Origin of the sequence: Rhodococcus mengyinensis, assembly GCF_048381435.1 — a bacterium.
In the GTDB taxonomy this organism is placed as follows: Bacteria; Actinomycetota; Actinomycetes; order Mycobacteriales; family Mycobacteriaceae; genus Rhodococcus_F; species Rhodococcus_F opacus_D.
In genome coordinates, this window is the sequence record NZ_JBLWIT010000137.1 from 45,506 (window position 1) to 59,566 (window position 14,061).

At 68.6% G+C, this 14,061-nt stretch carries 12 protein-coding genes; 1 reads left to right on the top strand and 11 read right to left on the bottom strand.

Going from position 1 to position 14,061, the window contains the following annotated elements:
* Positions 1–43 precede the first annotated feature (43 nt).
* The 7 genes from ACNJ7E_RS34280 to glyA all read right to left on the bottom strand — a co-directional run bounded on the left by ACNJ7E_RS34280 (position 44) and on the right by glyA (position 8,013).
* Positions 44–721 carry an aminotransferase class IV gene (locus ACNJ7E_RS34280; protein ID WP_418341981.1) on the bottom strand — a complete coding sequence of 226 codons (678 nt, stop codon included), beginning with the start codon at positions 719–721 and terminating at the stop codon, positions 44–46.
* Complete coding sequence (gene folP, locus ACNJ7E_RS34285; protein WP_280782108.1) at positions 718–1,617, bottom strand: dihydropteroate synthase; 900 nt, start codon at positions 1,615–1,617, stop codon at positions 718–720. The genes ACNJ7E_RS34280 and folP overlap by 4 nt, the downstream gene beginning before the upstream one ends.
* Before the next feature lie 76 nt (positions 1,618–1,693).
* On the bottom strand, positions 1,694–2,287 hold the full coding sequence (locus tag ACNJ7E_RS34290; protein WP_283352645.1) for a sarcosine oxidase subunit gamma: 594 nt from the start codon (positions 2,285–2,287) through the stop codon (positions 1,694–1,696).
* Positions 2,280–5,144, bottom strand: coding sequence for a 2Fe-2S iron-sulfur cluster-binding protein (locus ACNJ7E_RS34295; RefSeq protein ID WP_418341982.1), 2,865 nt, complete (start codon positions 5,142–5,144; stop codon positions 2,280–2,282). Before ACNJ7E_RS34295 ends, ACNJ7E_RS34290 begins: the two co-directional genes overlap by 8 nt.
* Complete coding sequence (locus ACNJ7E_RS34300; RefSeq protein ID WP_005253973.1) at positions 5,141–5,419, bottom strand: sarcosine oxidase subunit delta; 279 nt, start codon at positions 5,417–5,419, stop codon at positions 5,141–5,143. Before ACNJ7E_RS34300 ends, ACNJ7E_RS34295 begins: the two co-directional genes overlap by 4 nt.
* 33 nt (positions 5,420–5,452) lie before the next feature.
* Positions 5,453–6,688 carry a sarcosine oxidase subunit beta family protein gene (locus ACNJ7E_RS34305; RefSeq protein WP_159924938.1) on the bottom strand — a complete coding sequence of 412 codons (1,236 nt, stop codon included), beginning with the start codon at positions 6,686–6,688 and terminating at the stop codon, positions 5,453–5,455.
* A complete protein-coding gene (gene glyA, locus ACNJ7E_RS34310) occupies positions 6,688–8,013 on the bottom strand; it encodes a serine hydroxymethyltransferase (RefSeq protein ID WP_280782104.1) in 1,326 nt (441 codons plus the stop codon). The genes ACNJ7E_RS34305 and glyA overlap by 1 nt, the downstream gene beginning before the upstream one ends.
* A gap of 113 nt (positions 8,014–8,126) precedes the next feature.
* Here glyA and ACNJ7E_RS34315 point away from each other — a divergent pair, with 113 nt between their 5' ends.
* Positions 8,127–8,798 carry a GntR family transcriptional regulator gene (locus tag ACNJ7E_RS34315; RefSeq protein WP_280782103.1) on the top strand — a complete coding sequence of 224 codons (672 nt, stop codon included), beginning with the start codon at positions 8,127–8,129 and terminating at the stop codon, positions 8,796–8,798.
* Positions 8,799–8,863: 65 nt separating this feature from the next.
* On the opposite strand, the gene purU is transcribed toward ACNJ7E_RS34315, so the two are convergent.
* The 4 genes from purU to ACNJ7E_RS34335 all read right to left on the bottom strand — a co-directional run bounded on the left by purU (position 8,864) and on the right by ACNJ7E_RS34335 (position 13,815).
* On the bottom strand, positions 8,864–9,712 hold the full coding sequence (purU, locus tag ACNJ7E_RS34320) for a formyltetrahydrofolate deformylase (protein ID WP_280782102.1): 849 nt from the start codon (positions 9,710–9,712) through the stop codon (positions 8,864–8,866).
* A gap of 127 nt (positions 9,713–9,839) precedes the next feature.
* A complete protein-coding gene (locus ACNJ7E_RS34325) occupies positions 9,840–10,733 on the bottom strand; it encodes a bifunctional 5,10-methylenetetrahydrofolate dehydrogenase/5,10-methenyltetrahydrofolate cyclohydrolase (RefSeq protein ID WP_280782101.1) in 894 nt (297 codons plus the stop codon).
* Positions 10,730–11,356, bottom strand: coding sequence for a cyclodeaminase/cyclohydrolase family protein (locus tag ACNJ7E_RS34330; protein WP_280782100.1), 627 nt, complete (start codon positions 11,354–11,356; stop codon positions 10,730–10,732). Before ACNJ7E_RS34330 ends, ACNJ7E_RS34325 begins: the two co-directional genes overlap by 4 nt.
* Complete coding sequence (locus ACNJ7E_RS34335; RefSeq protein ID WP_280782099.1) at positions 11,353–13,815, bottom strand: GcvT family protein; 2,463 nt, start codon at positions 13,813–13,815, stop codon at positions 11,353–11,355. The genes ACNJ7E_RS34330 and ACNJ7E_RS34335 overlap by 4 nt, the downstream gene beginning before the upstream one ends.
* Positions 13,816–14,061 lie beyond the last annotated feature (246 nt).

Here is a 14,061-nt window from a genome sequence, read left to right on the forward strand (position 1 = left end):
GTGGGTCAAGAGGTGGTCCGGAAAACGTCCGGAAACGAAGGGGCTACGGCCGGAGAGTCGCGGGCAGCACGCCTTTGAGTGAGCTCGTCACGGCCAGCGCCTCGGCGGCCAGGAGACCGCGCGGCGTGAGTATGCGTTCGCGCATCAGCCCGCGGTCGAGCTGCCATGACCGCTCGACACCCGGCAGGCACCCCGACGCCAATGGCGGCGTCCACCAGACGCCGTCGATCCGGGCGGCGAGATTCGCGATTGTGGTCTCGGTGACGTGCCCGAGTTCGTTGACCAGCACGACGTCGTCGGCCCCGGGATGGCGGTGTCGTCTGCGGTCGTATCGCTCACGCAACGTCGACTTGTGTCCGAGGAGGACGTCCCGGGAGTCGACGGGCTCGTCGTCGAGCACGAGAGACACCGACGCGGGTGCGACCGGCGGCCCGAAGACGTCGACGTCCACCCCGCCGTCGCGGTGCAGGCGCACGCGGACCCGGGCCGGACCGACGCCCGACAGCCGCTGCGCGAGGTGGCGCCGGACGTCACGTTCCCCGAACTTGTACCCGAGCACGGCCGCCGAACGGGCCAGACGTCGCAGGTGACGGTCCACGTGCCGCAAGCCGGTCCGCGGATCGTGATACATCGTCTCCATCAGCTGGGCACCAGCTTCGACAAGCTGCGCTTCAGCAGGGCCGATCGTCGCGAGACCGGCGGCGGACACGGAGGTGTTCACTGTGCGGAGACTCGATTCGACGCGTGACTGAAGCTGGCGGGACCACGATATACGAGCGCGCGGAGCACGGATACCGCGTCCACAGTGGCGGCCACGTCGTGCACCCGTAGGACGGCTGCCCCGTTCTGTGCGGCGATCAGGGCAGCGGCCACCGAGGCGGCCTGACGGTGCTCGACGCCGCGACCGGTGATCGTGCCCAGCATGCCCTTCCGGGAGAGTCCGGCCATCACGGGAACACCGAGGTCGGTGATCTGCCGTAGCTCGGCCAACAGCGCGAGGTTGTGGGCGAGGGTCTTGCCGAAGCCGAAACCCGGGTCCACCATGATGTGCTCGAGCGGAATTCCCGCGCCCCGGCAGGCGCCGACACGGTCGACGAGGAACCGGCGCACCTCGGATACGACGTCGCCGTACTCCGGCGACGTCTGCATCGTTTCGGGCTCGCCCCGCATGTGCATCAGGCACACGGGCACGTCCAGGCCGGCCGCGGTCCGCAGTGCCCCCGGAAGCCGGAGGGCACGAACGTCGTTGATCATCGACGCGCCGGCGGCGACCGCCTCGCGCATGACGTCCGGTCTCGAGGTGTCGACCGAGATCGGGACCGACGTCGACATCGCGAGGGCTGCGACTACCGGCACCACGCGCTCGATCTCCTCCGCGACGGACGGCGGGCGGGACCCGGGGCGGGTCGACTCGCCGCCGACGTCGAGGAGGTCGGCACCCTCCGCCACCAGGGACAGGGCGTGTTCGACCGCGGCGGCGGCGTCGAGGTATCGGCCGCCGTCGGAGAACGAATCCGGGGTCACGTTGACGATGCCGCAGACCAGGGGAATGTCGCGTGCGAGAGCCTCGAGCAGTCGGCCGGGGCCGGTGGCGGTGAGCGTCGGGAACGGAACCATTCGGGCGCATCTCCTTCCAGAAGGGGAATCGGTCCGGTGGACGACGCCGTGCCGTCCACCGGACCGACGCTGTCGCTTACACCGGGTCGACGCCGAACTCCTCCGCGGCGTCGATCAACCACTCCGCGAGGTACCGGGCGAACGACGACCGCACGAGAATCCGGTAGTCGGCCCCCTCGTCGTCGAGCGCGATCAGGATCACGCCCGCGAGGCCGAGCATGGTCTGCGCTGCAGTGCCGCGGCCGTACACCCTCGGATGCAGATCCAGTGAGCACCCCTTCTCGAGGACGTCGCGGGCATGAGTGCCGCGCAGCCGCAGGGTGGTTCGCTGTCCGGAGACGTCGATCGCGGCGCCGCCGTGGGGTGTCACCGCCGCCCGCAGGTCAGACTCGAGAGCAGGCGCCGACTGTGATCGCGTGGTGATCAGCCACTCCTCGGGACCGAGCCAGACGGCGGTGGTGGCGTCGGTGCCGGCGGACGTCGACGCCGCGGTGGGGAGGTCGAACCCGAGGACCGTTGCGGCGGCCGTGGCTCCCGGTCCGGCCGGGTCGACCCACAGGTCGACCATCGCGACGAACGGTTCCTCGGCGATGCTCACCGACTCGGGGAGTTCGGAGAATTTCTGGTCCCAGCCGTGCAGGGGGCTGAGGGGGACGAGGGTGTCAGCCATCGCGACGTGCTCCTTCGGGATCGACGAGGACGGAACTGGTGACCTCGACGGCGACCAGGTTTCCGTCCACCGGGACGTGCAGGGTGTCGCCGAGCCGGGCCCGGCCGCCCTTGACGAGGGCGAGCCCGAATGGGCGGCCGAGTTCGGCGCTGAGATAGCTCGACGTGACGTGCCCGAGCATCGGCACCGGCGGGGGCGGCAGGATGCCGCCTTGCGCCTCTTCGATGATCTGCGCGCCCTCGGGCAGCACGGTCTGCTTGTCGAGGGGCAGCAGCCCGACGAACTGCTTGCGCAGCGGGTTCTGGTTCTCCGCCCGGGTGAAGGAGCGCTTCCCGATGAAGTCGCGCTTCTTCTTCGACACGGCCCAGCTCATCCCGAGGTCCTGCGGGGTGACCGTCCCGTCGGTGTCCTGACCGATGATCGGGTACCCCTTTTCGGCGCGAAGGACGTGCATGGTCTCGGTGCCGTACGGGGTGATGTCGAACTTCTCGCCCGCGGCGATCAGGCGCGCCCAGACCGCGGGTGCGTGCCAGCCGTCGACGTTGACCTCGAACGCGAGTTCACCGGAGAAGCTGATCCGCGCGACCCGTACGTGGACGCCGCCGAGGGAGGTGTCGCGCCACGCCATGAACGGGAACGCGTCGTTGGTGACGTCGAGGTCGGGGAAGACCTCACCGATCACGTCGCGGGAGCGCGGTCCGACGACGGGGAACGTGGCCCACTGTTCGGTGACCGAGGTGAGTCGCACCCTCAGGTGCGGCCATTCGGTCTGCAGCCATTCCTCCATCCAGTCGAGGATTTTCGCGGCGCCGCCGGTGGTCGTGAAGACCTGGAACCGGTCGTCGTCCAGGCGCATCACGGTGCCGTCGTCGATGACCATGCCGTCGACCCCGCACATGACGCCGTAGCGGACCATGCCGACCTTCAGGGTGCTCATCATGTTCGTGTAGATCATGTCGAGCAGTACCCCGGCGTCGGGGCCCTGGACGTCGATCTTGCCGAGGGTGGAGCCGTCGAGGATGCCGATGCTGCGGCGCACGGCGGCGCATTCGCGCAGCACGGCGGCGTCCATGTCCTCCCCGGGCAGGGGGTAGTAGCGGGGACGCTTCCACTGGCCGACGTCCTCGAACACCGCGCCGCGGCCCACGTGCCAATCGTGCAGTGCCGTCACCCGTTCGGGATCGAAGAGGGCGCCGCGGCTGCGGCCGGCGAGGGCGGCGAATGCGACCGGGGTGTACGGCGGCCGGAACGTGGTGGTGCCCAGCGTCTCGATCGGCCTGCCGAGCAGTTCGGCCGTGATACCGGAGGAGATCACCCCGGACGTCTTGCCCTGATCGTGCGCGGTGCCGATGGTCGTGTAGCGCTTGATGTGCTCCATCGACGTCATGCCTGCGCCGACCGCGCGGGCCAGGTCGGCGACCGTCGCGTCGCGCTGCACGTCGACGAACTGAGTGTCCTCACCGGCGACGTCCCGCACCCGCCAGAGCACCAGCGGGGTGGACTGTTCGATCGCCGGCGCAGGTGCCGGGTCGATCGTGCGATCGGGAACGGTGAAGCCGAGGTCGCGCATGATCGACTGGCCGGCGGTCTGCCCGTCGCGCAGGCACCCGTCCAGGTCGAACACACCGTTCGCGGACCCGGCGACGGAGACTCCGTCGAGGTCCTCGCCGGGCACGAAGGCGCCGAGGCTCTCGTCGTAGCGGAGCTTGCCGCGGGCCTGCGAAAACAGGTGCACGGCCGGGTTCCAGCCGCCGCTGACGAGCAGGACGTCGCAGGCGAGGGGCACGCCGACCCGGGTGTCGGATTCGCCGCGCTGCGAGACGACGGCGTGACTGATCCGGCCGTTGCCGCGGGTGCCGGACACCACCGACGCCGTACGGATGGTGATGCCGCGCGCGTCGCATTCACGCTGCCAGCGGGCGGGTGCCTCGTCGCGGGCCTCGACGATCGCGTTGATCCGCACGCCCGCGTCATGCAGGTCGATCGCGGCCTCGTACGCGCTGTCGTTGGTGGTGAACACGACGGCCTGCTCACCGACCTTGACACCGTAGCGGTGCAGGAAGGTGCGGGCGCCGTGCGCGAGCATGATGCCCGGGCGGTCGTTGTCGGTGAAGACGACGGGACGCTCGTGCGCGCCGGCGGCGACGAGGATGTGCCGGGCGCGGATACGCCAGACGCGCTGGCGGCTCAGCGCCGCGGGGGCCTCGACACCGAGATGGTCGGTGCGCCGCTGCAGCGCGAGGACGAAGCCGTCGTCGTAGTTGCCGAACGCGGTGGTGCGCTGCAGGTGCAGCACATCCGGGTAGGTGGCGAGTTCGGCGACCGCGGCCGCGACCCAGTCGAGGGCGGGTGCGCCGTCGATGAGGTCCGTGGACCCGAGGAGGTCGCCGCCGGCTTCGCTCTGCTCGTCGACGAGCACCACCCGGGCGCCCGCCCGGGCCGCCGTGAGCGCGGCGGCGAGACCGGCAGGTCCGGCGCCGGCGACGAGGAGGTCGGTGTGGACGTGCTTGGCGTCGTACTTCGCCGAATCGGCGATCTCGGCGAGCCGGCCCTGACCGGGGATGCCGCGGGCGACGAGGCCGTCGAACAACTCGATGGTGGTGGCGAGCAGCATCGGCTCGGGGAAAGGCTCCTCGATCTGCACGAGACCGCCGGTGTCCTCCGCCCACGCCGCGGTGATGCCGCGGGGCCGGCCGAGTTTGATGCTGGTGGTGATCTGGTGGACGCCGTTCGCGAGCAGGGCCGAACCGAGCGTGTCACCGGGGTGACCGGTCAGTTCCCGGCCGTCGAACGTGAAGGTGTAGGAGGTGTCGCGGTCGAGGCGACCGCCCTGGCGGGTGCGGAAGGGTGCGTTCACGATATCGTCGGCTTCTGCTCGTCCAAGCGGTAGACGCTGTGGAATCGGTAGGTGGCGGTGTCGCGTACGGCGTTGAACCAGCGCCGGCAGCCGGCGCTGTGGTTCCACCGTTCCGCGAAAAGACCTTTCGGGTTCGCGCGGAAGAACACGAAGTGCGCCCACTGCTCGTCGGTCAGGGATTCGGGATCTTCCGGATACAGGACGTGGGCTTCGCCGCCGTAGTGGAACTCGGTTTCCTCACGGGACCCGCACCACGGGCATTCGATGAGTTGCATTGTGGCTCCTGAATTTCAGTGCGCGATGGGGGATCAGTGAGCGACGGCCGCGGCGCCGTGCTCGTCGACGAGAGCGCCGGTGACGAACCGGTCGAGGCTGAACGGCGCGATGAACTCGTGCGGTTCGTCGTTCGCGATGGTGTCCGCCAGACACCAACCCAACCCCGGGGTGGCCTTGAATCCGCCGGTGCCCCAACCGCAGTTGAGATACACGTTGTCGTACGGAGTGCGTCCCACGATCGGGGAGGCGTCGGGACACACGTCGACGATGCCGCCCCAGGTGCGCAGCAGATGCGCGCGGGCGAACACCGGGAACAACTCCACCGCGGCCGCCATCTGACGTTCGATGATGTGGAACGCGCCGCGCTGGCCGTACCCGTTGTAGGAATCGACACCGGCGCCCATCACCAGTTCGCCCTTGTGCGCCTGCGAGACGTACACGTGGATGGCGTTGGACATCACGATGGTCGGGTGCACGGGCTCGAGCAGTTCGGAGACCAGCGCCTGCAGCGGGTGGGACTGCACGGGGGTGCGGATGCCGAGCATGTCGGTGAGCGTCGAGGTGTGCCCGGCCGCGCACAGCGCGACCTGACCGGCCGCGATGTCGCCGCGGGTGGTGCGCACCCCGGTGACCTTGTTGCCGTCGGTGACGAAACCGGTGACCTCACAGTTCTGGATGATGTCGATGCCCGCCTCGTCGGCGCGGCGCGCGAATCCCCAGGCCACGTAGTCGTGCTTGGCGATGCCGGCCCGCGGCTGATACGTCGCGCCGAGAACGGGGTAGCGGATGTCGCTCGAGATGTTCACCAGCGGGCACAGCTTCTTGACCTCGTCGGGTCCGACCCACTCGGCGTCGATTCCGTTGAGCTTGTTCGCCTCCACCCGGCGGACGCTGTCGCGGACGTCCTGCAGGCTGTGCGCGAGATTGAGGACGCCGCGCTGGCTGAACAGGATCGGATAGTCGAGGTCGTCCTCGAGGCCCTCCCACAGTTTGAGGGCGTGCTCGTAGATCTTGGCGCTCTCGTCCCACAGGTAGTTCGACCGGATCAGCGTGGTGTTGCGGGCCATGTTGCCGCCCGCGAGCCACCCCTTCTCCAGGACCGCGACGTTGGTGATGCCGTGGTTCTTGGCCAGGTAGTGCGCGGTCGCGAGGCCGTGTCCGCCGCCGCCGACGATGACGACGTCGTACGACTTCTTCGGTTCCGGGTTACGCCACAGGAAGTCGGGGTGGTCGGGCAGGTGGGCGCCGGGCGGCTGGGTGGCACTCATCAGTTCGCCTCCGTGAGGTCGGGGTAGAGCGGGAAGCGCAGCGCGAGAGCATCGACGCGGGCGCGGAGTTCGTCGAGTCCGGCCTCGTCGGTGGCCGGTCGCAGCGCGTAGCTGATGATGTCGGCGACCTCGGTGAACGCATCCAGGTCGAAACCGCGGGTGGCGAGCGCGGGGGTGCCGATCCGCACCCCCGAGCTGACCATCGGCGGACGCGGGTCGAACGGGACGGCGTTGCGGTTCACCGTGATTCCCACCCGGTGCAACCGGTCCTCCGCCTGCTTGCCGTCGAGTTCGGACTCGCGCAGATCCACCAGCACCAGATGCACGTCGGTGCCGCCGGACACGACGTTGATGCCCGCCTGCCGGGAGTCGTCCTCGAGGAGGCGGTCGGCGAGGATCTTCGCGCCGGCGAGCGTGCGTTCCTGGCGCTCCCGGAACTCGGGCTCGGCGGCGAGCTTGAACGAGACGGCTTTGCCGGCGATCACGTGCTCGAGCGGGCCGCCCTGCTGTCCGGGGAACACCGAGGAGTTGAACTTCTTCGCCAGTGCCTCGTCGTTGGTGAGGATGACGCCGCCGCGGGGACCGCCGAGGGTCTTGTGCGTCGTCGACGTGACCACGTGGGCGTGCGGGACGGGGGAGGGGTGCAGTCCGGCGGCGACGAGTCCGGCGAAGTGCGCCATGTCGACCATGAGGTATGCGCCGACCTCGTCGGCGACGCGACGGAACGCGGCGAAGTCGAGTTGGCGTGTGTAGGCGGACCACCCGGCCAGGATCAGCTTCGGGCGATGCTCACGCGCGAGACGCTCGACCTCGTCCATGTCGACGAGATGGTCGTCCTCGCGGACGTGGTACGCGGCGACGTCGTAGAGCTTGCCGGAGAAGTTCAGCTTCATCCCGTGCGTGAGGTGACCGCCGTGCGCGAGGTCCAGGCCGAGGATGCCGTCGCCGGGCTTCAGCAGTGCCGACATCGCGGCGGCGTTGGCCTGCGCTCCCGAATGCGGTTGCACGTTGGCGAATGTCGCACCGAACAGTGCGGTGAGGCGGTCGATGGCGAGCTGCTCGATGACGTCGACGTGCTCGCAACCGCCGTAGTAGCGGCGTCCGGGGTAACCCTCGGCGTACTTGTTCGTCAGTACCGACCCTTGCGCCTGCATCACCGCGAGCGGGGCGAAGTTCTCGCTGGCAATCATTTCCAGGGTGCCCTGCTGTCGCTCGAGCTCGGCCGCGATCGCTTGGTGCACGGCGGGGTCGAGATCGGCGAGCGAATGCGTCAGCGTCGGGTTCGCTGCTGCCACCTCGGTGAGGTGTGCGGTGTCCACGGTCATGGTTCGCCTTTCTGGAAGGTCAGTTGACTTCGAACTGATATATCAACTGGAAAGTAGAGTAAGGTCAGTGACGGACAAAGGTCAATAGCTCCGGAAAATCAGGGAGACGGAACATGAGCCTGGCGCATTCATCGGTCGCGGACACGGCATCGAACGGCGGCACCAACGCCGACCGCGCGTACGAGATCGTCCGCGAACGCCTGGTCATGCTGGACATCCGGCCCGGCGAGCCGATCAACGACGACCGTCTCGCCGAAGAACTCGGATTCGGCCGGACGCCGGTGCGGGAAGCGCTCAAACGCCTCGAGCGGGAACGTCTCGTCGTCGCCTACCCGCGTCGTGGCACATTCGCCACCGCCGTCGACATGACCGATCTCGCCGACATCTCCGAGATCCGCAAGCAACTCGAACCGACCGCGGCGGCCCGGGCGGCCCGGACCGCGTCCCCGGACGCGCGAGCCCGGCTGACCGCGCTCGCCGACGAGATCGCCGAGATAGACGACAGCGAAGACCCGCGCGAAGTCCTGCGCAAGGACGTGCGCGTCCACCGCGAGATCTACCGAGCATCCGGGAACCCTCACCTCGAGGACATCCTCGTCAGCCTCGACGCACACGCCACCCGCATCTGGTGCCTCTTCCTCGACCGGCTGCCCGACGTCGCCAGCCACGTCCGCGAGCACGTCGCCCTGCTCCGGGCCATCGTCGACGGCGACGAGAACACCGCCTCGTCCCTCACCCTCGCCCACGTCGCCGGTTTCGAGAAGGCCATCCGCGACCTGCTGTAGGCCTCCGGCCCGTGCGCCTTTCTGGTAGTGGGAGCTACCAAAAAGGCGCACGGGCGCGAAGCGCCTCAGCTGAACACAACCGTCCGGTGACCGTGCAGCAGGACGCGGTTCTCGCAGTGCCAGCGCACGGCCCGCGACAGCGCGAGGGCCTCGGCGTCCTGCCCGACCGTGGCGAGTCGCGTCGGGTCGAAGGAGTGGTCGATGCGGATGACTTCCTGCTCGATGATGGGCCCCTCGTCCAGATCGGGGGTCACGTAGTGGGCGGTGGCCCCGACCTGCTTGACGCCGCGATCGAACGCCTGGTGGTAGGGCTTGGCGCCCTTGAAGCCGGGCAGGAACGAGTGGTGGATGTTGATGGCCCGTCCGCGTAGCGCGCGGCACGCGTCGTCCGACAGCACCTGCATGTACCGGGCGAGAACCACGAGATCCGCGTCGAATTCCTCGACGAGTTCGAGCAGCCGGGCTTCGGCCTGCGGCTTGGTGGCCGGCGTGACCGGGACGTGGACGAACGGCAGCCCGGCGGCCTCGGCCATGGGGCGCAGCACCTCGTGATTGGAGACGACGGCGACGAGTTCGGCGCCGAGGTTGCCTGCTCGCCAGCGGAAGATGAGGTCGTTGAGGCAGTGACCCATCTTGGAGACCATCACGATCACCCGGGGCAGGTCGGTGCCGTTGAAGTTGAACGTCATGCCGAATTTCGCGGCGACGCTTCCGAATTCCGCCGTGAGGCGTTCGATGTCGACATCTTCCGCGGACACGAACGACGTGCGGAGGAAGAACGCGTCGCTCCGGGTGTCGTCGAACTGCTGATGCTCGGCGATATCGCAGTTCTGCTCGAAGAGAAAGGAGCTGACTGCGTGAACGATCCCGGGACGCTGAGCGCAGCTGAGCGTCAGGGTGAAGGTCTGGGTCATGTGGGTCTCCTCGATGCCGGACTGGTTACGGTGTCACTAATTGAGGTGTCAGTCCGAGCGAACTGATATATCAGAATGGGTCATGCTATTTCAGGCTGGACGAGCGGGTCAAGGGGTGGAGACGGAGTCAGACGCTGCTGCGGAACCCGGCGAGCACGGACTCCGATCGAGTCTGGGCGTACTGCGTCCCGGCGGCGTCGACCGTGTGATTGAGCAGCAACGCGGTGGTCACCGGTCCCACCCCTCCGGGGACCGGGGTCAGCGCGCCCGCCCGACCGTCGACGGCCACGGCGTCGACGTCACCGAGCAGTTGGCCGTCCGCGGTCGCCGTGGTCCCGACATCGATGACGACGGCGCCGTCGGCGACGTGGTCGGCCGTGATCAGTCCGGGAATGCCGACCGCGACGACGAGGATGTCGGCGTCACGGGTGCCGGCGGCCAGGTCGGTGGTGTGCCGGTGGCAGACGGTCACCGTCGCGTTGCGCTGCACGAGCAGATGCGCGACGGGACTTCCGACGACAGTCGATCTGCCGACCACCGCGGCCGTCCTGCCGTGCGGGGAGATCCCGTGGTGATCGAGGAGGGCGATCACGGCCTGTGCGGTGGCGGGCGCGAACGCCGGCTGACGCGCGACGAGTCGGCCGAGGCTGACCGGGTTGGCGCCGTCGACGTCCTTGGCGGGGTTGATCGCCTCCCGGAGGGCATCGAGGTCGGTTCCGTCCGGCAGGGGTGTCTGCAGGATGATGCCGTGGACGTCCGGGTCGTGGCCGAGTTCGACGAGCGTGCTGCGGATCTGTTCGGTCGATGCCGCGGCGCCGAGATCGACGATGTCGCACAGGATTCCGGTGCGTTTCGCGGCCGACGCGATGGACCGCACGTACCAGGCGGTCGATTCGTCGTCGGTGGCCTGCACGACCGCCAGCTTGGGCCGGATACCGAGGTCGTTGAGGGCTGCGGCGGCGACGGATGCGTCGTTGCGGATGGAGGTGGCGAGTTCGGCGCCACCGAGGCTTCTGGTCATGAAGTCAGCTGCTTTCGTACTCGTGTCGTGACTGCGTCGGCACGCTCGACGATCGCGTCGACGCCGGACAGGCACTCGGTGAGGGCCCGGCGGGTGTCCGGATCGGTGATACCCGGCAGGTTCACCTCGATGTTGACCCGGGCGGTGGTGGCGGCTGCGCGGGCAGCCTCGGCGGCGGCCGCGACGTCGCTGACGACGGTGCGGTTCGCCACCGGCAGCAGGACGTCGGCGAGTGCGACGACGTCGCCTGCCGCGACCACCACCTCGGCGGGGACCGCGGCGGCGCCGGCGAGGGTGGTCGCGATCGCCGACGTGCGGGCGGCCGTTTCGTCGTCCGTGTCCTGGGGGAGCCGGTAGGCGTCGATGACGGCCGTGAATGCCGCCATGTCGTCGTCGGCGAACTGCAGTGCCTTTTCGCGGAACGCATCCGCGGACGCGCAGACGCGTTCGACGAGCATCCCGTGGTCGGCGTACCTCTTGCCGGTGGTGTAGCGGGCGACCATCGAGACCAGCGCGGCTGCCTGGCCGAGGTGGAGGGCGCCGGTCGCGCCGCCGCCGGGCGCGGGGGTTCGATCGGCGAGCGAGTCCAGGAACCCGGCGATCGTGTCGTCTCGGAGGGTCATGACCGGATCTTCTTCATCTCGGGGTCGACGAGCGGCTCGGCCACAACCGTTGCCGGGATGCGGCGTCCGAAGTACTCGATCTCCACCGGGGTGTCGACGGTCGCGTTCGCGGGAAGCCAGGCGTAGGCGATCGGCGCCCCCACCGTGTGACCGAACGCGGCGCTCGTGACGTACCCGGCGGGCTGTCCGTCGACGAATACCGGCTCGTGGCCGAGGACCACCGACGTGCGGTCGTCGATCATGAGGCACGCCAGGCGCCGCTCCACCGTCTCGTCGGAGACGCCGTCGAGCGCGTCACGCCCACGGAAGTCGCCCTTCTGCAGTCGGACCGCGAACCCGAGACCGGCCTCGTAGGGATTGTGCTCGGTGGTCATGTCGCTGCCCCACGAGCGGTAGCCCTTCTCCATCCGCAGGCTGTTGAACGCGGCGCGGCCGGCGGCGATGACGTCGTACTTCTGCCCTTCCGCCCACAGCAGATCCCACAGGCGCAGACCGTTGTCGGCGGACGTGTACAGTTCCCAGCCGAGTTCGCCGACGTACGACAGACGCATCGCCGTGACGGGAACACCGCCGATGCGGACCTGCTTCGCGCGGAAGTACTTGAAGTTCTCGTTCGTGAAGTCGTCGGAGCTCAGCGCCTGCACCAGATCCCGGGCGCGCGGGCCCCACAACCCGATCCCGCACGTGCCGCCGGTGATGTCCCGGATCTGCACACTGCCGTCGTCCGGGGACTGGCGGCGGAAGTAGTCGAGATCGAGGTTGCCGTTGGCACCGACCTGGAAGATGTTGTCGGACAGCCGCGTGACGGTGAGGTCGCTGCGGACGCCACCGGTCTCGTCGAGCGCGAGCGTGTAAGTGACGGACCCGACGGACTTGTCCATCTTGCCGGTCGTCAGCCGGTCGAGCAGGGTCAGCGCGCCGGGGCCGCTGATCTCGAGGCGCTTCAGCGGTGTCATGTCGTACATCGCCACCGAGGTTCGGGTCTTCCAGGCCTCGGCCGCGGCGATGGGGGAGTGGAACATCGCTGCCCACGGTTCGCGGGCCGGCGGCTGCCATTCGGCCGGAAGGTCCTGTACCAGATGGGCGTTGGACTCGAACCAGTGCGGGCGTTCCCAGCCGGAGCTTTCCAGGAACACTGCGCCGAGTTCCTTCTGGCGAGTGTGGAAGGGGCTGACCCGCAGGTCGCGGGGAGACTCCTTGGGCTGCAGTGGGTGCAGCACGTCGTAGATCTCGACGAAGTTCTGCTGCGACGTCTCGCTGACGTAGTCGGGTGCGAGCTGGATCTCCTCGAAGCGGTGCACGTCGCAGCCGTGCAGTTCGACCTCGGAGCGGCCGTCGACGAGCAGTTGCGCGACCGCCCGGCCGACACCGGCGGAGTGCGTCACCCACACTGCCTCGGCGATCCAGAACCCGGCGACGTCCGGGGACTCGCCGATGAGCGGTCCGCCGTCCGGGGTGAACGAGAAGACCCCGTTGAAACCGGCCTCCAGTTTCGCGGATTCGAGGCACGGCAGCAGCAACTTGCTCTGCTCCCACGACGGCGCGAAGTCTTCTTCCGTGAACGGCAGCATCGACGGCATGTCGGACGCGGACACGTCGTCGCTCGCGTCCAGGTCGCGCAGGTTCACCGGCATCGGGCGGTGCGCGTACGTGCCGATGCCGAGGCGGTCGACGTGCTCACGGAAGTACAGATCCTGGTCCTGGTGGCGCAGGATCGGGAAGCCCGCCTCGGCGAGTTCGGTGTTCCGTCCGACGAGTTCGGGAATCTGCTCGGTCTTCGCGTACTGGTGCGCCAGAGGGAGCAGCGGGACGTCCATGCCCACCATCGCACCGATGTCGGGACCCCAGAAGCCCGCGCAGGACACCACGATGTCGGCGGGGATCACCCCGTCCGCGGTGGCGACGCCGGTCACCTTGCCGCCGCTCTGTTCGATGCCGATCACCTTCGTCGAACCCTGGAACACGGCACCGCGGGCCTCGGCGCGCCGGGCCAGCGCGACGACGACACGGGACGCCTTCGCGAGGCCGTCCGTCTCCACGTACAGCCCGCCGAGAACCCGCTTCTCGTCGAGCAGCGGGTGCAGCTTCGCGCACTCGGCCGGGTCGAGGACGGCGCCCTCGATGCCCCAGGACGTGGCCCAGCCCTGTTTGCGGTGCAGATCGGCGAGACGCTCGGGGGTGGTGGCCACCTCGAGTCCGCCGAGCTGGTTGAAGCACCATTCGCCGTCCACGTCGAGCCCGACGAACTTCTCGACCGTGTACCGGGCGAACTCGGTCATCGTCTTGGACGCATTCGTCTGGAACACCAGGCCCGGTGCGTGCGACGTGGAGCCTCCGGTGAGCGGCAACGGTCCCTGATCGAGAACCGTGATCCGATCCCAGCCGCGAGCGGTGAGCTCGTCGGCCAGATTCGCGCCGACGATGCCGGCTCCGATGATCACTACGCGCGGTGACCCCATGATGGTCCTCCTGGTTGGGTGGGTGCCTGTGTGTGGCGAAGTAGCGGGAGATTCGGTGTTCGGTGTGGGCTCGAACGGCGCCGGAAAGAACTGTGAATTGCGAAACGGATCGGACTGATCCGAACCGAAATCGACGACTGATATATCAACACATTAGGTCTGGACGAGTAAGGGGGTCAACCCCGAATTGCGGGTAATTCCACGACGATTGGTCGATGAAATGGCCGCAATTCTGCGATCCACAGT